General features: G+C 69.1%; 23 protein-coding genes. 20 read left to right on the top strand and 3 right to left on the bottom strand.

The genetic code is table 11. The features are described 5' to 3' along the window. Window positions 1-5: 5 nt before the first annotated feature. From H490_RS20870 to H490_RS20815, 12 genes are all read left to right on the top strand, one after another. Entirely contained in the window at window positions 6-1,211 is a 1,206-nt protein-coding gene (locus H490_RS20870; protein ID WP_017883373.1) for an MraY family glycosyltransferase, read from the top strand. Then, the gene (locus H490_RS20865) at window positions 1,208-1,687 is read left to right on the top strand and encodes a hypothetical protein (protein ID WP_017883372.1); all 480 of its coding nucleotides are present in this window, start codon (window positions 1,208-1,210) and stop codon (window positions 1,685-1,687) included. The genes H490_RS20870 and H490_RS20865 overlap by 4 nt, the downstream gene beginning before the upstream one ends. Before the next feature lie 161 nt (window positions 1,688-1,848). Beyond that, complete coding sequence (gene atpB / locus H490_RS20860) at window positions 1,849-2,673, top strand: F0F1 ATP synthase subunit A (protein ID WP_017883371.1); 825 nt, start codon at window positions 1,849-1,851, stop codon at window positions 2,671-2,673. A 54-nt stretch (window positions 2,674-2,727) separates the two neighbouring features. Beyond that, window positions 2,728-2,955, top strand: coding sequence for an ATP synthase F0 subunit C (atpE, locus tag H490_RS20855; RefSeq protein ID WP_017883370.1), 228 nt, complete (start codon window positions 2,728-2,730; stop codon window positions 2,953-2,955). A 52-nt stretch (window positions 2,956-3,007) separates the two neighbouring features. Then, window positions 3,008-3,556 carry a F0F1 ATP synthase subunit B gene (locus H490_RS20850; RefSeq protein ID WP_017883369.1) on the top strand — a complete coding sequence of 183 codons (549 nt, stop codon included), beginning with the start codon at window positions 3,008-3,010 and terminating at the stop codon, window positions 3,554-3,556. Then, the gene (locus H490_RS20845; protein WP_017883368.1) at window positions 3,556-4,332 is read left to right on the top strand and encodes a F0F1 ATP synthase subunit delta; all 777 of its coding nucleotides are present in this window, start codon (window positions 3,556-3,558) and stop codon (window positions 4,330-4,332) included. The genes H490_RS20850 and H490_RS20845 overlap by 1 nt, the downstream gene beginning before the upstream one ends. A gap of 54 nt (window positions 4,333-4,386) precedes the next feature. Continuing rightward, window positions 4,387-6,012: a F0F1 ATP synthase subunit alpha gene (atpA, locus tag H490_RS20840; RefSeq protein ID WP_017883367.1), complete on the top strand. Its 1,626-nt coding sequence runs from the start codon at window positions 4,387-4,389 to the stop codon at window positions 6,010-6,012. Window positions 6,013-6,150: 138 nt separating this feature from the next. After that, on the top strand, window positions 6,151-7,041 hold the full coding sequence (locus tag H490_RS20835; RefSeq protein WP_017883366.1) for a F0F1 ATP synthase subunit gamma: 891 nt from the start codon (window positions 6,151-6,153) through the stop codon (window positions 7,039-7,041). Between the two features lie 21 nt (window positions 7,042-7,062). Next, window positions 7,063-8,526 carry a F0F1 ATP synthase subunit beta gene (gene atpD / locus H490_RS20830; protein ID WP_031289786.1) on the top strand — a complete coding sequence of 488 codons (1,464 nt, stop codon included), beginning with the start codon at window positions 7,063-7,065 and terminating at the stop codon, window positions 8,524-8,526. A gap of 3 nt (window positions 8,527-8,529) precedes the next feature. Beyond that, window positions 8,530-8,790, top strand: coding sequence for a F0F1 ATP synthase subunit epsilon (locus H490_RS20825; RefSeq protein WP_017883364.1), 261 nt, complete (start codon window positions 8,530-8,532; stop codon window positions 8,788-8,790). A 98-nt stretch (window positions 8,791-8,888) separates the two neighbouring features. Further along, entirely contained in the window at window positions 8,889-9,689 is an 801-nt protein-coding gene (locus H490_RS20820) for a YaaA family protein (RefSeq protein ID WP_017883363.1), read from the top strand. A gap of 29 nt (window positions 9,690-9,718) precedes the next feature. Continuing rightward, window positions 9,719-10,552, top strand: a complete 834-nt coding sequence (locus H490_RS20815; protein WP_017883362.1) for a PP2C family protein-serine/threonine phosphatase — start codon at window positions 9,719-9,721, stop codon at window positions 10,550-10,552. A gap of 325 nt (window positions 10,553-10,877) precedes the next feature. On the opposite strand, the gene H490_RS20810 is transcribed toward H490_RS20815, so the two are convergent. Further along, window positions 10,878-12,230, bottom strand: coding sequence for an aminotransferase class III-fold pyridoxal phosphate-dependent enzyme (locus H490_RS20810; protein WP_017883361.1), 1,353 nt, complete (start codon window positions 12,228-12,230; stop codon window positions 10,878-10,880). 150 nt (window positions 12,231-12,380) lie between these two features. Between H490_RS20810 and H490_RS20805 the strand changes: the two genes are divergently transcribed. From H490_RS20805 to H490_RS20775, 7 genes are all read left to right on the top strand, one after another. Next, window positions 12,381-12,857, top strand: coding sequence for an OsmC family protein (locus H490_RS20805; protein ID WP_017883360.1), 477 nt, complete (start codon window positions 12,381-12,383; stop codon window positions 12,855-12,857). 41 nt (window positions 12,858-12,898) lie between these two features. Then, the gene (gene metG / locus H490_RS20800) at window positions 12,899-14,509 is read left to right on the top strand and encodes a methionine--tRNA ligase (RefSeq protein ID WP_017883359.1); all 1,611 of its coding nucleotides are present in this window, start codon (window positions 12,899-12,901) and stop codon (window positions 14,507-14,509) included. Continuing rightward, a complete protein-coding gene (locus H490_RS20795; protein WP_017883358.1) occupies window positions 14,506-15,441 on the top strand; it encodes a TatD family hydrolase in 936 nt (311 codons plus the stop codon). Before metG ends, H490_RS20795 begins: the two co-directional genes overlap by 4 nt. After that, window positions 15,434-16,363 (top strand): 16S rRNA (adenine(1518)-N(6)/adenine(1519)-N(6))-dimethyltransferase RsmA, encoded by a 930-nt coding sequence (gene rsmA, locus H490_RS20790; RefSeq protein ID WP_017883357.1) that lies wholly within the window; start codon window positions 15,434-15,436, stop codon window positions 16,361-16,363. Before H490_RS20795 ends, rsmA begins: the two co-directional genes overlap by 8 nt. A gap of 9 nt (window positions 16,364-16,372) precedes the next feature. Beyond that, window positions 16,373-17,299, top strand: a complete 927-nt coding sequence (locus tag H490_RS20785; protein ID WP_031289785.1) for a 4-(cytidine 5'-diphospho)-2-C-methyl-D-erythritol kinase — start codon at window positions 16,373-16,375, stop codon at window positions 17,297-17,299. Window positions 17,300-17,378: 79 nt separating this feature from the next. Continuing rightward, window positions 17,379-18,095, top strand: coding sequence for a DsbA family oxidoreductase (locus H490_RS20780; protein ID WP_017883355.1), 717 nt, complete (start codon window positions 17,379-17,381; stop codon window positions 18,093-18,095). Window positions 18,096-18,106: 11 nt separating this feature from the next. Next, window positions 18,107-18,298 carry a hypothetical protein gene (locus H490_RS20775; protein WP_017883354.1) on the top strand — a complete coding sequence of 64 codons (192 nt, stop codon included), beginning with the start codon at window positions 18,107-18,109 and terminating at the stop codon, window positions 18,296-18,298. 83 nt (window positions 18,299-18,381) lie between these two features. Here H490_RS20775 and H490_RS20770 read toward each other — a convergent pair whose 3' ends face one another. Both H490_RS20770 and H490_RS20765 read right to left on the bottom strand, forming a co-directional pair. After that, window positions 18,382-18,834, bottom strand: coding sequence for an ImmA/IrrE family metallo-endopeptidase (locus H490_RS20770; RefSeq protein WP_017883353.1), 453 nt, complete (start codon window positions 18,832-18,834; stop codon window positions 18,382-18,384). 8 nt (window positions 18,835-18,842) lie between these two features. Continuing rightward, a complete protein-coding gene (locus H490_RS20765; RefSeq protein ID WP_017883352.1) occupies window positions 18,843-19,265 on the bottom strand; it encodes a hypothetical protein in 423 nt (140 codons plus the stop codon). Between the two features lie 173 nt (window positions 19,266-19,438). Between H490_RS20765 and H490_RS32285 the strand changes: the two genes are divergently transcribed. Beyond that, window positions 19,439-19,852 (top strand): hypothetical protein, encoded by a 414-nt coding sequence (locus H490_RS32285; RefSeq protein ID WP_193743384.1) that lies wholly within the window; start codon window positions 19,439-19,441, stop codon window positions 19,850-19,852. Window positions 19,853-19,870: the final 18 nt, after the last annotated feature.

Genomic DNA, 19,870 nt, shown 5'->3' with positions numbered 1-19,870 from the left:
TCGAGATGGCGCCCTACCTGGTGGTCGCGGCGGTCGCAGTGCTCGTGACCGCCGTCGCGTCGTACGCGGTGCTGCGGCTGAGCCGCCGCTACCGGCTCGCCCCCGCGGTGCGCGACCGCGACGTGCACCGCACGCCGACGCCGCGGCTCGGCGGCATCGCCATGTTCGCGGGGGTGCTCGCGGCGTTCGCGGTGGCGGGCGCGCAGCCGGAGTTCTCGCCGCTGTTCGCGCGCGGCCCCGAGATGTGGGCGCTGCTCGGGGCGTGCGCCATGATCGCGGTGGTCGGGATCCTCGACGACCTGCTCGACCTCGACTGGATGGTGAAGCTCGCCGCGCAGCTCGCGGCGGCGGGCCTGCTCGCGTGGAACGGGGTGCAGATCGTCTCGCTGCCGTTCGGCGACACCCTGATCGTCGGCTCGCCCGCGGTCAACTTCGTGATCACGGTGTTCCTCATCACGCTCGTGATGAACGCGGTCAACTTCGTCGACGGCCTCGACGGCCTCGTCGCGGGTGTCGCGATTATCGCGAACTCGCTCTTCTTCATCTACACCCGCCTGCTGAACGAACAGATCGGCCGGGTCGACTCGGTCGTGTTCGCGAGCTTCATCGGCATCGTGGTCGTGGGGATCTGCGTCGGCTTCCTGCCCTTCAACTGGCATCGAGCCCGCATGTTCATGGGCGACACGGGCGCGCTGCTGGTGGGGCTGCTCATGGCGACTTCGACGGTCTCGGTCACGGGTCAGCTCAACCCGGCCGCGCTCGACCAGAAGCTGGTGCTCGCGAGCTACATCCCGATCATCCTGCCCATCGCGGTGCTCGCTCTGCCGCTCGCGGACTTCTCGCTGGCGGTGGTGCGGCGGCTGAAGGCGGGCAAGAGCCCATTCACGGCGGATCGCCAGCACCTGCATCACCGCCTGCTCGACATGGGCCACTCGCCGCTGCAGGCGGTGCTCATCTTCTACCTCGGCACCGCGGTGCTGTCGGTGGCGGTGCTGCTCGTCTTCACGATGCAGAGCTGGGTGCTGCCGGTCGTGGTGCTCGTGGCGGGCGGGGCGGCCTGCGTGCTGCTGCTGCTCTTCCCCGCGGTGCGCGTGCGCGCACGCTTCGCCCAGCGGGGGTTGGTACCGTTGACGAGGCGGGGATCACCCGTCGACGCCCCGAGCGCCGAGCGCACGGCCGGGAGCGAATCGAATGAAAGGATCCCCGAGTGAGCGACGCAACCCAGCCAGAGCCGCAGGAGACGCCCGATCAGGGCCCCCGGCCCATGCCTGCGTCGCAGCCGGTGCTGCTTCGCGCGCTGCGGTGGGGGATCATCGCGACGGTCGTGCTCATGGCCGCGTTCGCTGGCATCGGCTGGCTGGTGTCGGGCGCCGAGGGCGTCGTCGGCGGCCTCATCGGCACCGCCATGGGCGGCTTCTTCCTGCTGCTCACGGTCGGCAGCATCGCCTTCGCGAACCGCTTCGTCGAGAGCCCCTCGTACATCGGCGTCTTCTTCGGCATCGTGCTCGGCTGCTGGCTGCTGAAGTTCGTGGCGTTCATCGTCTCGGTCGTGCTGCTGCGCGGCCAGCCGTGGCTCGACACCCAGATCCTGTTCTTCGGGCTGATGGCGAGCATCCTCGTCTCGCTCGTGCTCGACGTGATCGTGGTGACGCGGTCGCGCATCCCGATCATCTCCGGCTCGGTGTGATCCGAGACCCCGCCCGCTCCGTTCGGTTTCATCTGAGTAGAAAACCTTGCTAGGATTGAAGAGTTCCCAGCCGGGACGCGCTATGCGTATGCCTGTGAGCACTGGGGGCACGACCATCGTTCGCCGTTGTGCAGTTCTGACCTGCACCCCGAATCAGGAGAATGGCGCTGTTCGCTAACGCTGTGCAACTCGTGGCCCCTATTGTCTTTACCGCGGAAGAGGGTGAATTCCACCCGCCGTCGATCGCGGAGTTCTTCCCCGATGCCGTGCTGTTCGAAGGCACCCCCTTCGAGATGAACCGCATCATGATCATCCGCGTGGTGATGGCGCTTCTCGTGCTGCTGCTCTTCTGGCTCGGCACCCGCAAGATGCGCGTGATCCCGACCCGCGGCCAGTCCCTCACCGAGATGGCGCTCGACTTCGTGCGCGTCAACATCGCCGAGGATCTGCTCGGCAAGGTCGACGGACGTCGCTTCCTGCCGATCCTGAGCGCGATGTTCTTCATGATCCTGGCGTTCAACGTCACGGGCATCGTGCCCGGCCTCAACGTCGCCGGCACCGCGGTGATCGGCACGCCGCTCGTGCTCGCCGTGGTCTCGTACTTCACCTTCATCTACGCGGGCATCAAGAAGAGCCCGAAGAACTTCTTCAAGAACTCGCTCTTCCCGGCCGGCGTGCCCAAGCCGATCTACATCATCGTCACGCCCATCGAGTTCATCTCGACCTTCGTGATCCGGCCCGTCACGCTCACGCTCCGTCTGCTGATGAACATGATGGTCGGCCACATGCTGCTCGTGCTCTTCTTCGCGGCGACCAACTTCTTCATCCTGTACGCCGGCGGGTTCTTCCCGGTGCTCGGCGTCTTCACCTTCGGCTTCGGCTTCGCCTTCACGCTCTTCGAGATCCTCGTCGCCGTGCTGCAGGCCTACGTCTTCACGCTTCTCACCGCTGTCTACATCCAGCTCGCGCTGGCTGAAGAGCACTAAACCAACCCGGGTTCGGCAACCGCCGCACTCAACACACGGAAGGAAACACATACTGTGTCTGTTCTCGCTCAAGTTTCGGGTAGCATCGCCACCGTCGGTTACGGTCTCGCCGCCATCGGCCCCGCCATCGGCGTGGGCATCGTCGTCGGCAAGACGATCGAGGGCGTCGCTCGTCAGCCCGAGCTCGCCGGTCGTCTGCAGGTGCTGATGTGGATCGGTATCGCCTTCACCGAGGCCCTCGCGTTCGTGGGCATCGGTACCGCCTACATGTTCGGCTACTAAGAAACGTTCCCCTTACACAACGTTTCGTAACCTGACATGAGAGGAGGCAGCGATGATCAACACAATCGTTGTTGCTGCTGAGACCGCGGACCACAACCCGCTGCTCCCCGCGACGTACGACATCGTATGGTCGGCAGTCATCTTCGTCATCCTGCTCATCGCATTCTGGAAGGTCTTCCTTCCCAAGATGCAGGCGATGCTCGACGCTCGCGCCGAGGCCATCGAGGGCAACATCGCCAAGGCCGACGAGGCCCAGGCGAAGGCGGAGGCCGCGCTGCAGGAGTACACCGCGCAGCTCGCCAGCGCTCGCGAAGAGGCCGGCGTGATCCGCGAGGACGCCCGCGCCGACGGTGACAAGATCCGCGCGAAGGCCCGCGAAGAGGCTCACGCCGAGCAGGCCCGCATCGCGCAGGCCGCCCAGGCGCAGATCGAGGCCGAGCGCCAGAGCGCCGTGGTCTCGCTGCGCAAGGACGTCGGCTCGCTGGCCCTCGGCCTCGCTTCGAGCGTGGTCGGTGAGACCCTCACCGACGACCAGAAGGCGTCGGCGCTCGTCGATCGCTTCCTCGCCGATCTCGAGGCATCCGAGAAGGCGGCGAACTGATGGGAAGCGCGTCACGCGAAGCACTGGCCCAGGCGCGCACCGCGCTGCGGGCGGGAATCGACCCGGCGACCGGCGGCGAACTGCTGCAGGTCGCGGATCGGATCGCCGAGAGCCCCGCGCTTGCCTCGGCACTCGGCGACGCCTCGGCGAGCGCTGAGGCGAAGGGGCAGGTCGTGGCACGGCTCTTCGGCGGGCTCACCGCTGACGCGCGCTCCGTGCTCACCGCCGCCGTCGAGGCGCGCTGGTCGAACGTCGACGAGTTCGTCGCCGGTGTCGAGGAGCTCGGCCTGCGAGCCGAGGGCCTCGCCAACCCGGCGCTCTCCGACGATCTGCTCGCGGTCGCCGATCTGGTCGACCGCAACCACGAGCTCCAGCTCAGCCTCGGCAGCAAGCTCGCCGATCCGGCCGGCAAGGTTCGGCTCGTGCAGCGTCTGCTCGAGGGCAAGGCCTCGGCCTCCACGGTCGCGGTCGTGAGCCACCTCGTCGCGAACCCGCGCGGTCGCAGGCTCGACGCCTCGCTCCGCAGCGCCGCTCGTATCGCCGCCGACCAGAACGGCAGCGATCTCGCGACCGTCACTGTGGCGGCCCCGCTCTCGGCGGCTCAGCAGGAGCGGCTCGCCCGCGCGCTCGAGCAGTCGGCAGGCCGTCCGGTGAAGATCACGACGGTCATCGACCCCGAGCTCATCGGCGGCGTGCGCATCCAGATCGCCGACGACGTGATCGACGGCAGCGTTCGCGCCCGCCTCGATGACCTCCGACAGCAGCTCGCAGCATAGGGCACAACTTTTCACCCCGGGGGCGGCGCTTCCGGATCAGACAGAGGAAACGAAATGGCAGAACTCTCAATCAGCCCGGACGAGATCCGCGACGCGCTGAATGACTTCGCAGCGTCGTACGAGCCGGCCCAGGCGGAGAAGACCGAGGTCGGCACCGTGGTCGACGCCGCTGACGGCATCGCCCACGTCGAGGGCCTCCCCGGCGTGATGGCGAACGAGCTGGTGCGCTTCGCGGACGGCACCCTCGGCCTCGCGCAGAACCTCGAGGAGAACGAGATCGGTGTCGTCGTGCTCGGCGAGTTCACCGGCATCGAGGAAGGCCAGCAGGTCACCCGCACCGGCGAGGTGCTCTCGGTGCCCGTGGGCGAGGGCTACCTCGGCCGCGTGGTCGATCCCCTCGGCAACCCGATCGACGGCCTCGGCGAGATCGCCGGCGTCGAGGGCCGTCGCGCCCTCGAGCTGCAGGCCCCCGGCGTCATGCAGCGCAAGTCGGTGCACGAGCCGCTGCAGACCGGCATCAAGGCGATCGACGCGATGATCCCCGTCGGCCGCGGCCAGCGCCAGCTCATCATCGGCGACCGCCAGACCGGCAAGACCGCGATCGCGATCGACACGATCATCAACCAGAAGGCCAACTGGGAGTCGGGCGACACCACGAAGCAGGTGCGTTGCATCTACGTCGCCATCGGTCAGAAGGGCTCGACCATCGCCTCGGTGAAGGGCGCGCTCGAGGACGCCGGCGCGATGGAGTACACCACCATCGTCGCCTCGCCCGCCTCGGATCCCGCCGGCTTCAAGTACCTGGCGCCCTACACCGGCTCGGCCATCGGCCAGCACTGGATGTACGCAGGCAAGCACGTGCTCATCATCTTCGACGACCTGTCGAAGCAGGCCGAGGCCTACCGCGCCGTGTCGCTGCTGCTGCGCCGCCCGCCGGGGCGCGAGGCCTACCCGGGCGACGTGTTCTACCTGCACTCCCGCCTGCTCGAGCGCTGCGCGAAGCTCTCGGACGAGCTGGGCGCCGGCTCGATGACCGGCCTGCCGATCATCGAGACCAAGGCGAACGACGTGTCGGCCTACATCCCGACCAACGTGATCTCGATCACCGACGGCCAGATCTTCCTGCAGTCCGACCTCTTCAACGCCAACCAGCGCCCCGCGGTCGACGTGGGCATCTCGGTCTCGCGAGTCGGCGGCGACGCGCAGGTGAAGTCGATCAAGAAGGTCTCCGGCACCCTCAAGCTCGAGCTCGCCCAGTACCGTGCTCTCGAAGCGTTCGCGATGTTCGCCTCGGATCTCGACGCAGCCAGCCGCAAGCAGCTCGAGCGCGGTGCACGCCTCACCGAGCTGCTCAAGCAGCCGCAGTACACGCCGTACCCCGTCGAGGAGCAGACCGTCTCCATCTGGGCCGGTACCAACGGCTTCCTCGATGAGGTGCCGGTCGAGGACATCCTCCGCTTCGAGCGCGAGTTCCTCGACTACCTCGGCCGCAACTCCGAGGCGCTGAACACGCTCCGCTCGACCAACGTGCTCGACGACGACACCGTCGCCGAGATTACCGCGCAGATCGAGAAGTTCAAGAGCGAGTTCCGCACCTCGTCCGGCAAGAGCCTGAACGAGCAGTTCGACGCGCTCGACGAGGCAGAGATCAAGCAGGAGCAGCTGGTCGTCAAGAAGTAGTGACGGATCCCGGCGGGGGCTTTTCGAAACACTTTTTCGGGCGTGCGGNGGCGCACCCGTCAAAAATCCTTCGAAAAGCGAGCCCCCGCCGATCCCGAACCACCTCGACCAGCCAGCCCCGACCAGTACAGGAGAGACATGGGAGCGCAACTTCGGGTCTACCGGCAGAAGATTCGTTCTGCCCAGACGACCAAGAAGATCACCCGTGCGATGGAGCTGATCGCAGCCTCTCGCATTCAGAAGGCGAAGGCCCGCGTCGCAGCGTCGACGCCGTACGCCACCGCGATCACCCGCGCGGTGTCCGCCGTCGCCACGCACTCGAACAACGCACACCCGCTGCTCGTCGAGGCCGACAAGGTCGAGCGGGCGGCAGTGGTGATCTTCACCTCCGACCGCGGCCTCGCGGGCGCCTTCAACTCGCAGGTGCTGCGCGAAGCGGAGGAGCTCAGCGAGCTGCTCCACGACGAGGGCAAGGAGATCGTGTACTACCTGATCGGCCGTAAGGCCCAGGGGTACTTCTCCTTCCGCCGTCGGGCCTCGGAGCGCGTGTGGACCGGTGACACCGAGAACCCCGCCTTCGAGACGGCGAAGGAGGTCGCCGAGGCTCTGCTCGAGATCTTCGGCCGCCCCGCAGCCGAGGGCGGTGCGCAGGAGATCCACCTCGTCTACAACCGCCTCATCAGCATGGTGAGCCAGGTTCCCGAGGTGCACCGCCTGCTCCCGCTGCAGGTCGTCGAGGGCGTCGCCGAGGCGACCCAGGCCCCCGAGGCGCTGTACGAGTTCGAGCCCGACGCCGACACGGTGCTCGACCAGCTGCTGCCGGCCTACATCGAGTCGCGCATCTTCAACGCCATGCTGGAGTCGGCCGCGGCGAAGCACGCCGCGACGCAGAAGGCGATGAAGTCGGCGAGCGACAACGCCGACGCGCTGATCCGCGACTACACGCGCCTCGCGAACAACGCTCGCCAGGCCGAGATCACCCAGCAGATTTCCGAGATCGTAGGCGGCGCCGACGCGCTGTCGAGCTAGAAAGCACGAAGAGAGAGAAACATGACCGAAACCGCCGCAGTGGCGACTGAGGCCGCAACGAAGGTTGTCGGGCGGATCGCTCGAGTGACCGGCCCCGTCGTCGACATCGAGTTCCCGCACGACGCGATCCCCGGCGTCTACAACGCTCTCGAGACCACCGTCGACATGGGCGAGGGCGCCGAGCCCTTCAAGCTCGTGCTCGAGGTCGCGCAGCACCTCGGCGACAACCTCGTCCGCGCCATCGCACTGAAGCCCACCGACGGCCTCGTGCGCGGCCAGGAGGTCGTCGACACCGGTGACTCGATCACCGTCCCCGTTGGCGACGTCACCAAGGGCAAGGTGTTCGACGTCGCGGGCAACGTGCTCAACCTCCCCGAGGGCGAGACCATCGAGGTGAGCGAGCGCTGGAGCATCCACCGCACCCCCCCGGCGTTCGACCAGCTCGAGTCGAAGACCCAGCTCTTCGAGACCGGCATCAAGTCGATCGACCTCCTCACCCCCTACGTGCAGGGCGGCAAGATCGGCCTGTTCGGCGGCGCCGGCGTGGGCAAGACTGTTCTGATCCAGGAGATGATCCAGCGCGTGGCCCAGGACCACGGCGGCGTCTCGGTGTTCGCCGGCGTCGGCGAGCGTACCCGTGAGGGCAACGACCTCATCCACGAGATGGACGAGGCCGGCGTCTTCGACAAGACCGCTCTCGTGTTCGGCCAGATGGACGAGCCCCCGGGGACCCGTCTGCGCGTCGCCCTGTCGGCCCTGACCATGGCGGAGTACTTCCGCGATGTGCAGAAGCAGGACGTGCTGCTCTTCATCGACAACATCTTCCGCTTCACGCAGGCGGGCTCCGAGGTGTCGACGCTGCTCGGCCGCATGCCCTCCGCCGTGGGCTACCAGCCGAACCTCGCCGACGAGATGGGTGTGCTCCAGGAGCGCATCACCTCGACCCGCGGTCACTCGATCACCTCGCTGCAGGCCATCTACGTGCCCGCCGACGACTACACCGACCCGGCCCCGGCGACCACCTTCGCGCACCTCGACGCGACCACCGAGCTCTCGCGCGAGATCGCATCGAAGGGTCTCTACCCCGCGATCGATCCGCTGACCTCGACCAGCCGCATCATGGATCCCCGTTACTTGGGCGAGGACCACTACCGCGTGGCGACCACCGTCAAGCAGATCCTGCAGAAGAACAAGGAGCTGCAGGAGATCATCGCGATCCTCGGCGTCGACGAGCTCTCCGAAGAGGACAAGATCACCGTCGCCCGCGCGCGCCGCATCCAGCAGTTCCTCTCGCAGAACACCTACATGGCGAAGAAGTTCACCGGTGTCGAGGGCTCCACGGTTCCCCTCGCGGAGACCATCGAGTCGTTCGACGCGATCTGCAAGGGCGAGTTCGACCACGTCGCAGAGCAGGCCTTCTTCAACGTCGGCGGCATCTCGGACGTTGAGGAGAACTGGGCCAAGATGCAGAAAGATCTGGCCTAAGCCATGGCGCTCAACGTGAGTGTCGTCTCGGCCGACCGCGAGGTCTGGACGGGTGAGGCCGCTCAGGTCGTCGCGAAGACGGTCGAGGGCGAGATCGGCATTCTCAGTGGTCACGAGCCGCTGCTCGCCCTGCTCGCGCAGGGCGAGGTGCGCGTGACCACCGCCGGCGGCGAGAAGGTGGCGGTCGACGCCGAGGGGGGCTTCCTCTCGGTCGACCACGACACGGTGACGATCGTCGCCGGTCGCGCGAGCATCGCGGCCTGAGGCTCGTCAGTCGGCTCCCGACCTCGGGGCCCGGAACACCTTTGGTGGTCCCGGCCCCGAGGTCTTTCCATTGCCGGGCGTACTAGGCTGGAGGCACCATGCTGATCCTGCTGCCACCCTCCGAGACCAAACGCACCGGCGGTGACGGAACGCTGCAGCCGGCCGAGCTGCGCGGGCACGAGCAGCTGCACGATGCCCGCGGCCGCGTACGGGCCGCCCTCGAGCAGCTGAGCGCGGGCGATGAAGAGGCCGCCGCGAAGGCGCTGAAGCTCGGGGTCAAGAATCGCGGCGAGCTGCAACACAACCTGCGACTCGGAGACAGCGGCGTGCTGCCCGCGATCGAGCGGTACACGGGTGTGCTCTACGACGCCCTCGACGTGGTGTCGCTCGGCGCCCCCGAGCGGGCCTGGCTCGCCGACCACGTGCTCGTGCAGTCGGCGCTGCTCGGGCTCGTCGGCGCGGGCGACCGCATCCCCGCCTACCGGCTCTCAGCAGGCTCTCGCCTGCCGAGCCTCGGCTCCCCGCTCAAGCGCGTCTGGAGTGAAGCGCACGCCGCGCTCGACTGGTCGCAGGCCGGCCTCGTGCTCGATCTGCGCTCCAAGGACTACGGCGCGCTCGCCCCGCTGCCCTCGGGCGTCGGCTACTTCCTGCACGTCGCCCAGCGCGGCGACGACGGCGAGGTGCGAGCGCTCAACCACTTCAACAAGGCCGCGAAGGGCGACCTGGTGCGTCGTCTGGCCCGATCCGGCACCCGCGTCGACAGCCCCCGCCAGCTGCTCGACTGGGCCGCGCGCGAGGGCCTCGAGCTGAGCCTCGACGACGGCGAGCGCACCGTCACCCTCGTCACCGAGCTGGGTGCGCCGGCCGCCGAATCGGCGGCGCGCACCGCGGCGCGGTAGGATACTCGGGTGTCTCGGAGGTGGAAGCAGTGACCGCGCGCGGTGAGAACGCGTCGCGGCGACGTCTGCGCTACCGCAAAGACTCCGACCTCGAGATCGAGCTCTCATGGTTCGGGCTGACCGACGTCGGGCGGCGACGCGACACCAACCAGGACAGCTACGTCACGATCCCCCCGATTTTCGCGGTCGCCGACGGCATGGGCGGCCACTCGGCCGGCGAGATCGCATCGGCTGCCGTCGTGCGCCGGCTCGCCGAACTGGGCGGCACCGAGAACGTGACCGAGCGCGACATCGACGAGCTGCTCGGCGACGCCGTCGACGACATCGAGCTCGACGCGGGGGAGACCGAGCTCGGCGCCGGTACCACTGTCACGGGCGTGTGCCTGACCGCCGAGGACGAGCCCACGTGGCGCGTCTTCAATATCGGGGACTCCCGCGTCTACCAGTACTTCAAGGGAGCGCTCAGCCAGATCACCGTCGACCACTCCGTGGTGCAGCACCTCATCGACACCGGTGCCATCAGCGAGGAGGAAGCCGAGGTGCACCCCCACGCCAACGTGATCACACGCGCGGTCGGGTTCAACGAGGCGCCCATCCCCGACTACACGTCGCTCGCCCTCATCCCAGGCCAGCGCCTGCTCATCTGCTCCGACGGGCTCACGAAGGAGCTCACCGACATCGGCATCCAGCACTACCTGGCCTCGCAGCCGACCGCCGAGGAGGCGGCGCGCACGCTCGTGCAGCAGGCGCTCGACAACGCCGGCCGCGACAACGTGACGGTCATCGTGATCGACGTGCACGCCGTCGGAGACGTGGTCGACACCGGCAGCTTCGAGGCGTCGGGCCTCGAGATCACCGGCTAGGCCGCGCTTCGCGCCTGCGGCGCGCCCGCGCTTGGCTCGCGCTTCGCCCGCCATTCTCGATGGCCTCGAAAGGCGGGTATCGCACCCGAGACGGGGCGGATCCATGCGAAATCCGCCTTTCGCCACGCTTGGGATGCGCGGGCGAGGGCACGGTACGGGGTGCGGAGCACGCGGGGGCGCCGTCTCGCGGGATTGAAACGCGGAACCCCGCCGCCTCGCGATGAGGCGGCGGGGTTCGATGCGCTCGGCGGCGCAGCGGGACGCGGCGCTACGGGATGCGGCGCTACGGGAAGCCACGCGACGAGACGGGGCGCGCGGCGATCGGCTACGCGGCCGCGAAGGCTTCGTCGAGCACACCGATGACGTCGTCGATGAGCTCGTCGCTCATCTTGAGCGACGGCAGAAAGCGGATGCCCTGGTTGTGGATGCCGGTGCTCAGCAGCACCACACCCTGCGAGGCTGCGAAGTCGATCACCTGCGCCACGAGCTTCGAATCGGGCTCGAGCGTGCCCGGCTTGACCACCTCGATGGCGAGCATCGCTCCGCGGCCGCGCACCTCGGCGATGCTGTCGTACTTCTCGGCGAGCCGGTTCAGGCCGGCCGTGAAGGAGGCCTCGATGCGTTTCGCCTCGCCCAGCAGGTTCTCGCGCTCGATCTGCTCGAAGACGGCGACGGCGGCGGCGCACGACACCGGGTTGCCCCCGAAGGTGCCGCCGAGGCCGCCGGGCTGCGAGCCGTCCATGATCTCGGCGCGGCCGGTGATGCCCGCGAGGGGCAGGCCGCCCGCGATGCCCTTGGCCGAGAGCACGATGTCGGGCTCGACGCCGAACTGCTCGATCGAGAAGACGGTGCCGGTGCGCGCCATACCCGACTGCACCTCGTCGGCGATGAACACGATGCCGTTCGCCCGGCACCACTCGGCGAGCGCCGGCAGGTAGCCGTCGGCGGGAACGATGAAGCCGCCTTCGCCCTGGATCGGCTCGACGACGAGGCAGGCGAGATCATCGGCCCCGGCCACCTTCTCGAGGTGGGCGATCGTGCGCGCCGCGGCCTCGGCGCCGCTCAGCCCGTCGTGCAGCGGGTACGAGTTGGGGGCCTTGTAGATGTCGCCCGCGCGCGGACCGTAGCCGAGCGCGTAGGGCGCCGCCTTGTGGTTCATGCTGCTCGTGAGCATGGTGCGGCCGTGGTAGGCGTGCTCGAGCACGGCGACACCCGGGCGACCGGTGTGCTTGCGGGCGATCTTGACGCCGTTCTCGACGGCCTCCGCGCCCGAGTTCATGAGCAGGGTCTTGTAGGGGTTCTCGGGGGTGGACCCGGGCACGTGCTTGGCGAGGTGCTCGGCGACCTGCACGTACGGCTCGTAGGGGGTCATGGTGAACAGGGTGTGGGTGACCTTGTTCAACTGCTCGGCGGCGGCCGCGACGACGGCCCCGTCGGTGTGACCGATGGTGGTCACGCCGATGCCGCCGCAGACGTCGACGAGGTGATTGCCGTCGACGTCGACCAGGATCGAGTCGTGCGAGCGCTCGATGTAGACGGGCAGCACGCTGTGCACGCCGGGCGGCACGACCGCGCGGCGGCGCTCGTGGATCTCTCGTGAGCGGGGACCCGGGATCTCGGTGACGACGAGACGCTGCTGGGGGACGGACGATTCGATGACGGTCGCTTCTTCGCTCATGCACACGATCTTACTCTCGCCGGACTGGGACGGCCGTGCGCCGGGGCCGGGGCGCCCGGGGCGGACAGGAGTCGCCGGAGGGGGCCGGGGAGCGTCCGGAGGCTGCCGGACGGGGCGGCGGGGGAGACGCCGCGGGGTTAGGCTGAGGGCGTGAAGGATCTGCACGAGTACCGGGTCGAGATCGAGTGGACGGGCAACCGGGGCACGGGCACGAGCGGCTACCGCGAGTACGGCAGGCAGCTGCTGATCCGGGCCGCGGGCAAGGCCGAGCTCGAGGGGTCGGCGGATCGCGCCTTCCACGGCGACGCCGACCGCTGGAATCCCGAGGAGCTGCTCGTCACCGCGCTCGCGCAGTGCCACATGCTGTCGTACCTGCACATGGCGGTGCGCGCGGGAGTGGTGGTCACGGCCTACACCGACGACGCGGTCGGCACGATGCGGCAGGAGGGGCTGGGCGGCGCCTTCGCCGAGGTGCTGCTGAGGCCGCGGGTCACGGTCGCCGACGCCTCGATGGTCGAGGCCGCCCGCGCGGCGCACGCCGAGGCCCGGAAGGTGTGCTTCATCGCGAACTCCGTGAACTTCCCGGTGCGGCACGAGCCCGAGACCCTGGTCGCGGCGGGGGCGTAACACGGACGAGCGTGTCCGCGGTTCCCAATAGAATGGAACCCATGGCACTCGACCAGCAGGCACAGCCCTCCTCGTTCTTCATCACCACCCCCATCTTCTACGTGAACGACGCGCCCCACATCGGGCACGCGTACACCGAGGTGGCGGCTGACGTGCTGGCGCGGTGGCACCGACAGTCGGGCGACGACACCTGGTTCCTCACGGGCACCGACGAGCACGGTCAGAAGATCCTGCGCACCGCCACCGCGAACGGCGTCGCGCCGAAGGAGTGGGCGGATCGCCTGGTCGAGTCGGCATGGAAGCCGCTGCTCGGCACGATCGACCTCTCGAACGACGACTTCATCCGCACCACCGACGCCCGGCACGAGGAGGGCGTCGCGAAGTTCCTGCAGAAGCTGCACGACGACGGCCACGTCTACGCCGGCGAGTTCGAGGCGCTGTACTGCGTGGGCTGCGAGGAGTTCAAGCCGAAGAGCGAGATCGTCGACGGCGAGGGCGCCTTCGAGGGCGAGAAGGTGTGCGCGATCCACTCGAAGCCGCTCGAGCTGCTGCAGGAGAAGAACTACTTCTTCAAGATGAGCGCCTTCCAGGAGCGCCTGCTCGCGCTCTACGAGGAGCGCCCAGACTTCGTGCAGCCCGCGAGCGCGCGCAACGAGGTCATCGCCTTCGTGCAGCAGGGCCTCGAAGACCTGTCGATCTCGCGCACCTCGTTCGACTGGGGCATCCCGATTCCGTGGGACTCGTCGCACGTCACCTACGTGTGGTTCGACGCGCTGCTCAACTACGTCACCGCCACGGGCTACGGATCCGATACCGAGCAGTTCGAGCGACGCTGGCCCGCGACCCACATCGTGGGCAAGGACATCCTGCGCTTCCACGCCGTGATCTGGCCCGCCATGCTGATGGCGGCGGGGCTCGAGGTGCCGCGCAACGTGTTCGCGCACGGTTGGCTGCTGGTGGGCGGCGAGAAGATGTCGAAGTCGAAGCTCACCGGCATCGCGCCCAACGAGATCACCGACACCTTCGGCTCCGACGCGTTCCGCTACTACTTCATGCGCGCGATCTCGTTCGGCCACGACGGCTCCTTCAGCTGGGAAGACCTGTCGGCCCGCTATCAGGCAGAGCTCGCCAACGGTTTCGGCAACCTCGCCAGCCGCGTGCTCGCGATGAACAAGAAGTACTTCGAGGGCCGCGTGCCGGCCGCGGCGGTCTCGGCCGACGAGCAGCCCGCCGACGCCGCGATCCGCGAGCTCGCCGCCGACGTGACCTCCCGCGCCGACGAGCGCATCTCGGCCTTCGCGATCCACGAGGCGATCGCGGCGGTCTGGGAGCTGGTCGACGCCCTCAACGGCTACATCACCGAGCAGGAGCCGTGGGCTCTGGCGAAGGATCCCGAGCAGCGCGACCGCCTCGCCGCCGTGCTCTACACGACCACCGAGGGGCTGCGCGTGCTGGCCGAGCTGCTCGCCCCGGTCATCCCGCAGGCCGCCGCGAAGCTGTGGACCGCGCTGGGCGCCGAGCAGCAGCTGGGCGCGCTCGCCGAGCAGCCGATCCGAGAGGCCGGGCGCTGGGGTCGGCTCGCCGCGGGCACCGAGCAGCAGGCGCTCGCCGCGCTGTTCCCGCGCATCGAGACGGAGGGCGAGGGCAAGTGACCGGCGCCGAGGTGCCGGTGGGCGGCCTGAGCAAGCGGGCGGCGCCCCAGGCGACCGGGGGCACGGGGACGGGCTCGCAGACGCGCGACCTGACCCGCCCCGAGACCCCCGAGCCGCTGCCGATCCCGGTCTACGACAACCACGCCCACCTCGAGTTCGAAGACGGGGTCGACCAGCTCGATCCGCTCGACTCGCTGGCGCGGGCGGAATCGGCGGGCGTGCGCGGCATCGTGCAGGTCGGCACCGACCTCGAGACGAGCCGCTGGAGCGCGCAGCTCGCGGCGAGCGACCCGCGGGTGCTCGCCGCGGTCGCACTGCACCCCAACGAGGCGCCCCGCCTCTTCGCGGAGGGGCTGCTGAGCTCGCACCTCTCCGAGATCGCGCGCCTCGCCGCGAAGCCCCGGGTACGGGCGGTCGGCGAGACCGGCCTCGATTTCTACCGCACCGGCGAGGACGGCCGCGCGGCGCAGATCGAGTCGTTCGAGACGCACATCGAGATCGCGAAGGCCAACGGCATCGCCCTGCAGATCCACGATCGCGACGCGCACGACGAGGTCGTGGCGACGCTGCTGCGCGTGGGTGCGCCCGAGCGCACGGTGTTCCACTGCTTCTCGGGCGACGCGAGGCTCGCGCGCGTCTGCAACGAGCACGGATGGTACATGTCGTTCTCGGGCACCTCGACCTTCAAGAACGCGCCGGCGCTGCGCGAGGCGCTCACGGTGGCGCGGCCCGAGCTCGTGCTCGCCGAGACCGACGCGCCGTTCCTCACGCCCGAGCCGTTCCGCGGCAGGCCCAACGCGCCCTACCTGCTGCCGCACACCGTGCGCCGCATGGCCGAGACGCTGGATGAGCCCCTCGACGACGTCTGCGCGCGCCTCGCGGTGAACACCGAGCGCGTGTACGGCGCGTGGGACGCGGACGACGATGACTGAGCCGCCGCTGCCCCCGGAGCCGGACGCGAGCGCCGCGCGCCTGCTCGGGCCGAACGAGGTGCGCGACCTCGCCGAGCGCTTCGGCGTCTCGCCCACCAAGAAGCTGGGGCAGAACTTCGTCATCGATCCCAACACGGTGCGCAAGATCGTGCGCCTCGCCGGAGTCGAGGCGGGCGACCGAGTCATCGAGATCGGGCCGGGCCTCGGGTCGCTCACCCTCGGTCTCACCGAGGCGGGCGCCGACGTCACGGCGATCGAGATCGACCGGCGTCTCGCGGCCGAGCTGCTGAACACGGCGCGGCAGATGCAGCCGGAGGTCTTCGCGGACGCCGCGGCCCCGCGCCTGCGCGTCATCCACACCGACGCTCTCGAGCTGAGCGCCGAGATGCTCGGGGCCGCCCCGGCGCCCCCCGAGGTGCTGGTCGCGAATCTGCCCTACAACGTGTCGGTGCCGATCCTCATGCACCTGCTCGAGCTGGTGCCGGGCCTGCGCCGGGGCCTCGTGATGGTGCAGGCCGAGGTGGGGTACCGCATCGCGGCGGGCCCCGGTTCGAAGGAGTACGGCGCCCCGAGCGCGAAGGCCGCCTGGTACGGGGAGTGGCGGATCGCGGGCACCGTGAGCCGCCGCATCTTCTGGCCGGTGCCGGGCGTCGACTCGGTGCTCGTCGGGTACGAGCGCTTCGCCGAGCCGCGGGGCGACGAGCGGGAGCGCGCTCGCACCTTCGAGCTGGTGAACGCGGCGTTCGCGCAGCGGCGCAAGATGCTGCGCCAGGCGCTGCAGCCCGTGCTCGGCCCGCTCGACGTCGCGGTCGAGACGATCGAGGCGGCGGGGGCGGCCCCGACCGCACGCGCCGAGCAGCTCCGCATCGACGAGTTCCTCGCGATCGCCCGCGTGCATCTGGGGCGCTCCGGGGTGCGCTAGCGTGTAACCATGAGCGCGATTCGGGGGCGATCGATCACGGTGCGGGCGCCGGGCAAGATCAACGTGTTCTTCCGCGTGGGCGCGCTGCAGAGCGACGGATACCACGACGTGGCGTCGCTGTATCAGGCGGTGTCGCTGTTCGAGGAGGTGACGGCTGCGCCGTCCGACGGCTTCTCGGTGCGATTCACCGGTCCGATCGACGGCGGCGCGCTGCCGACCGACGACACGAACCTCGCGATCCGCGCTGCACGGCTGCTGGCCGAGCGCACGGGATACGCGGGCGGCGTCGACCTGACGGTGTTCAAACGGGTGCCGATCGCCGGTGGCATGGGCGGCGGGTCGGCCGACGCCGCAGCGACGCTCGTGGCCTGCGACGAGCTGTGGGGCACCGAGCTCGGCCGCTCGGGCCTGCTGCCGCTCGCCGCAGAGCTCGGCGCCGACGTGCCGTTCGCACTCGAGGGCGGCACCGCGGTGGGCACGGGGCGGGGCGATGAGCTCAGCCCCGCGCTCGCGAAGGGCACGTTCCACTGGGTGCTCGCGCTCTCGGAGGCCGGCCTCAGCACGCCCGTGGTGTACCGGGCGCTCGATCGCCATCGCGACGCGCACCTGCGAGATCTCGGCCGGCAGCCCGATCAGGTGAAGGTCGACACGGCCGTGCTGCAGGCGGTGCGGGTGGGCGACGCCGACTCGCTGGCCGATGCGATGCACAACGACCTGCAGGTCGCGGCCCTCAAGCTCGCTCCCGAGCTGACCGAGCTGCTGGAACTGGGGGAGTCGCGGGGCGCACGCGCGGGGATCGTGTCCGGGTCGGGGCCGACCGTGGCGTTCCTGGTCGGCGACGCCCAGGAGGCGGCCGAGCTGCGCAGCGTGCTGAGCCGCGCGGGGGTGCGCGCGCTCACGGTGACCGGGCCGGTGGCGGGGGCGCGGATCCTCTGATCCGATCGCGCACCCCGCCCGTCTCCCGGGAATCGGGCCGCCGCGGAATAGTGCGGGCCGCGCCGCGGTTGCACCGACCATGACGGAAACCATCAAGGTCGACATCTGGTCCGACATCGCCTGTCCCTGGTGCTACATCGGCAAGCGCCGCTTCGAGGCGGGCGTCGCGGCGTTCCGCGAGCAGCGGCCCGACGTCGACTTCGAGGTCGAGGGCCACAGCTTCGAGTTGGCGCCCGACACCCCGCTCGACTTCTCGGGCAGCGAGGTCGACTTCCTCGTGCGCCACAAGGGGATGCCGGCTGCGCAGGTGGAGCAGATGCTCGCGCAGATGACGGAGCTGGCGGCGGCCGACGGCATCGAGTTCGACTTCTCGAGCGTGAGGCACGCGAACACCGCTCGGGCGCACCGGATCCTGCACCTCGCCGCCGAGTCGGGTGCACAGTCGGCGATGCAGGACCGGCTCTTCCGGGCCTACTTCTCGGAGGGGGAGGACATGTCCGATCCGCACACCCTGGCGCGCCTCGGGGCGGAGGTCGGTCTCGATGGCGACGCCGTGCTCGCCGCGCTCGACGACGACGGCTACGGCGAAGCGGTGCAACGGGACATCACCCGTGCGCGTATGCTCGGGGTGAACGGCGTGCCGTTCTTCCTGCTGGATCAGAAGTACGGCATCTCGGGCGCGCAGAGCGCCGAGGCCTTCGCGGGGGCGTTCGAGCAGGTGCTCGGCTTCCGCGCCGGCGATGGCGGCGCGGCGGGCGCCGACGAGCATGACGACGAGCACGGCGACCAGGGTTGAAAGGAACGAAGATGAGCGAGAATCGGGAAGCAGCGGTGGTCGCGGCGGAGGACGTGGAGGCCGAGATCCGAGCGGGGCTCGACCCGAACGCCGGTCTGCAGGGCGCGGCGGGCTTCGCCGACGCGGAGTCGCGCGAGATCCTCAATCTGCTGGGCGACGGCGAATCGGGCGGCGCCTGCTGCGGCGGGAGCTGCTGCGCCTGATCCTCCGACCCTCTGATCGGATCGAGGGATCGCGGCGTCGGGTCGCGGTGCAACCCGCGCGGCGGCACGCGCCCGTCGGAGAGTCACGGATCCGCGTCGAAGCACAGATGCTCGATCAGTGAACTCGGGTCGGGTTCGACGCATACGGTGCCGCCCACGCGGCGAAGAGTGCGCCGGTAAGCGCGAACCAAGCGCGGCAACACGCCGAGTTCGTGCGCGAGCCACTCGAGGTTCTCTCCGTAGCGCTGCTCGGCGAGACGGTATTCGGTCGTGTCGATGAGGAAGTGCGCGGCCCACTCATCGGCGCGGCGTTCCATTCGCTCGGCGGCGCGCGGGCACTGGATCGGCTCATCGCCGTAGCTGGCATGGCCGAGCTCGTGCGCGAGCACGGAGCGGGTCTTCACCTGGGTCATGCCGTCGAGCACACGCACGTGGCGGCTGCGATGCGAGTAGTCGCCCGGGAATCGCGGGTCGAGATCGGGCGTGCGCTCGACCGTCACTCCGAGATGCTGCGCGTAGCGGTCGAGGCGATGCACGGTGACTCCTATTCGTCGACGAGTTCTCCGGAACCGGCGTCGTCACGGAACGCGACGCGGAGTTCGCGGTCACTGTGCTGCTCAGTATGAGCGGTGCCCCTGACATTCCGGGAGGCCGCCCCGGGGGAGAGCGGAACGACTCCCGCTCCGGATTCGGCCGCCTCATCGACCCATTCCCGGGCGTCCCGCACGAATTGGTAGGGGCTCACCCCGAACACCTCGGCGACGAGCTCGATGTCGTTGGTGGTCATGGCTTGTTTGACGTTGAGGATCTTCTCCCAGTAGCCGTTGGAGCGATCGGTGCGTGCCGCGAGCCAACGACCGGAGCGATCTCCCTGCTCGGCGTCGACGAGGTACCACAGGTACTGCCCGAGATGCCGCGCGAAGGGCGTCGGCACGAGGATCGAGCGACGCTTGCCAGGTTCTGCCATGCGTCAAGCGTACTCGGGCGAACGATGCGGCCGAGAGCGCCCTGAATCGCGAGAAACCCTCGAGCGCGACGGCTTCGTGAGGACGACACTTCCAGCGGGGCGAAGCCGTCGGCCTCGCCGAACTCTTCGGCCTCGGCAGGAACATCGGAACCGGCTCCGGGGTGAAAACGAGGGTGATCATTTCTCACCCTATAATTCTGCGGCTTACAAATGTGTGCGATGATGCTGACGTGCACGCAAATGTTCACAGAGGGCGCTGGATCTCGGCGGTCGCGGAGGCGACCCGTCTCGCGCTCGTGCGCCGTCACGCGGACCTGCCGAGGATCGCCCGGGCAGCCCGGCTGAGTCCGGAGGCGTTGGAGCGGCGGCTCGACGCCTCGGTGCCCTTCGACGTCTCCGAGTTGGAATGGATCGCGGCGGTTCTGGACATCGACGTGCAAGACATCTTCGACAGCGCAGCGCTCATCCAGGCGGCGCCGACCTCGAAGCGACGGTCCCTCCCGGTGAAGGACCGACGAACCGGAGACGCCGCGCCTGTTCAGCGTCGCGCGGGCGTCTCAGCTCCGAAGAATGGAAGGCGAGAATGACAACGAGACACTACTTGC

The sequence above is a fragment of the Leucobacter sp. UCD-THU genome, assembly GCF_000349545.1.
Classification (GTDB): Bacteria; Actinomycetota; Actinomycetes; order Actinomycetales; family Microbacteriaceae; genus Leucobacter; species Leucobacter muris.
The sequence above is the reverse complement of the archived record's forward strand: the minus strand, read 5'-3'. Positions and strand labels throughout refer to the sequence as shown.

Excerpts from the sequence above, each read along its gene's own strand:
- H490_RS20835 (WP_017883366.1), top strand. The coding sequence starts at position 6,151 with ATGGGAGCGCAACTTCGGGTCTACCGGCAGAAGATTCGTTCTGCCCAG.
- atpA (WP_017883367.1), top strand. The coding sequence starts at position 4,387 with ATGGCAGAACTCTCAATCAGCCCGGACGAGATCCGCGACGCGCTGAAT.
- atpD (WP_031289786.1), top strand. The coding sequence starts at position 7,063 with ATGACCGAAACCGCCGCAGTGGCGACTGAGGCCGCAACGAAGGTTGTC.
- H490_RS20775 (WP_017883354.1), top strand. The coding sequence starts at position 18,107 with ATGAGCGAGAATCGGGAAGCAGCGGTGGTCGCGGCGGAGGACGTGGAG.
- metG (WP_017883359.1), top strand. The coding sequence starts at position 12,899 with ATGGCACTCGACCAGCAGGCACAGCCCTCCTCGTTCTTCATCACCACC.
- atpB (WP_017883371.1), top strand. The coding sequence starts at position 1,849 with ATGGCGCTGTTCGCTAACGCTGTGCAACTCGTGGCCCCTATTGTCTTT.
- rsmA (WP_017883357.1), top strand. The coding sequence starts at position 15,434 with ATGACTGAGCCGCCGCTGCCCCCGGAGCCGGACGCGAGCGCCGCGCGC.
- H490_RS20810 (WP_017883361.1), bottom strand. The coding sequence starts at position 12,230 with ATGAGCGAAGAAGCGACCGTCATCGAATCGTCCGTCCCCCAGCAGCGT.
- H490_RS20870 (WP_017883373.1), top strand. The coding sequence starts at position 6 with ATGGCGCCCTACCTGGTGGTCGCGGCGGTCGCAGTGCTCGTGACCGCC.
- H490_RS20845 (WP_017883368.1), top strand. The coding sequence starts at position 3,556 with ATGGGAAGCGCGTCACGCGAAGCACTGGCCCAGGCGCGCACCGCGCTG.
- H490_RS20780 (WP_017883355.1), top strand. The coding sequence starts at position 17,379 with ATGACGGAAACCATCAAGGTCGACATCTGGTCCGACATCGCCTGTCCC.
- H490_RS20785 (WP_031289785.1), top strand. The coding sequence starts at position 16,373 with ATGAGCGCGATTCGGGGGCGATCGATCACGGTGCGGGCGCCGGGCAAG.
- H490_RS20765 (WP_017883352.1), bottom strand. The coding sequence starts at position 19,265 with ATGGCAGAACCTGGCAAGCGTCGCTCGATCCTCGTGCCGACGCCCTTC.
- H490_RS20825 (WP_017883364.1), top strand. The coding sequence starts at position 8,530 with ATGGCGCTCAACGTGAGTGTCGTCTCGGCCGACCGCGAGGTCTGGACG.
- H490_RS20820 (WP_017883363.1), top strand. The coding sequence starts at position 8,889 with ATGCTGATCCTGCTGCCACCCTCCGAGACCAAACGCACCGGCGGTGAC.
- H490_RS20850 (WP_017883369.1), top strand. The coding sequence starts at position 3,008 with ATGATCAACACAATCGTTGTTGCTGCTGAGACCGCGGACCACAACCCG.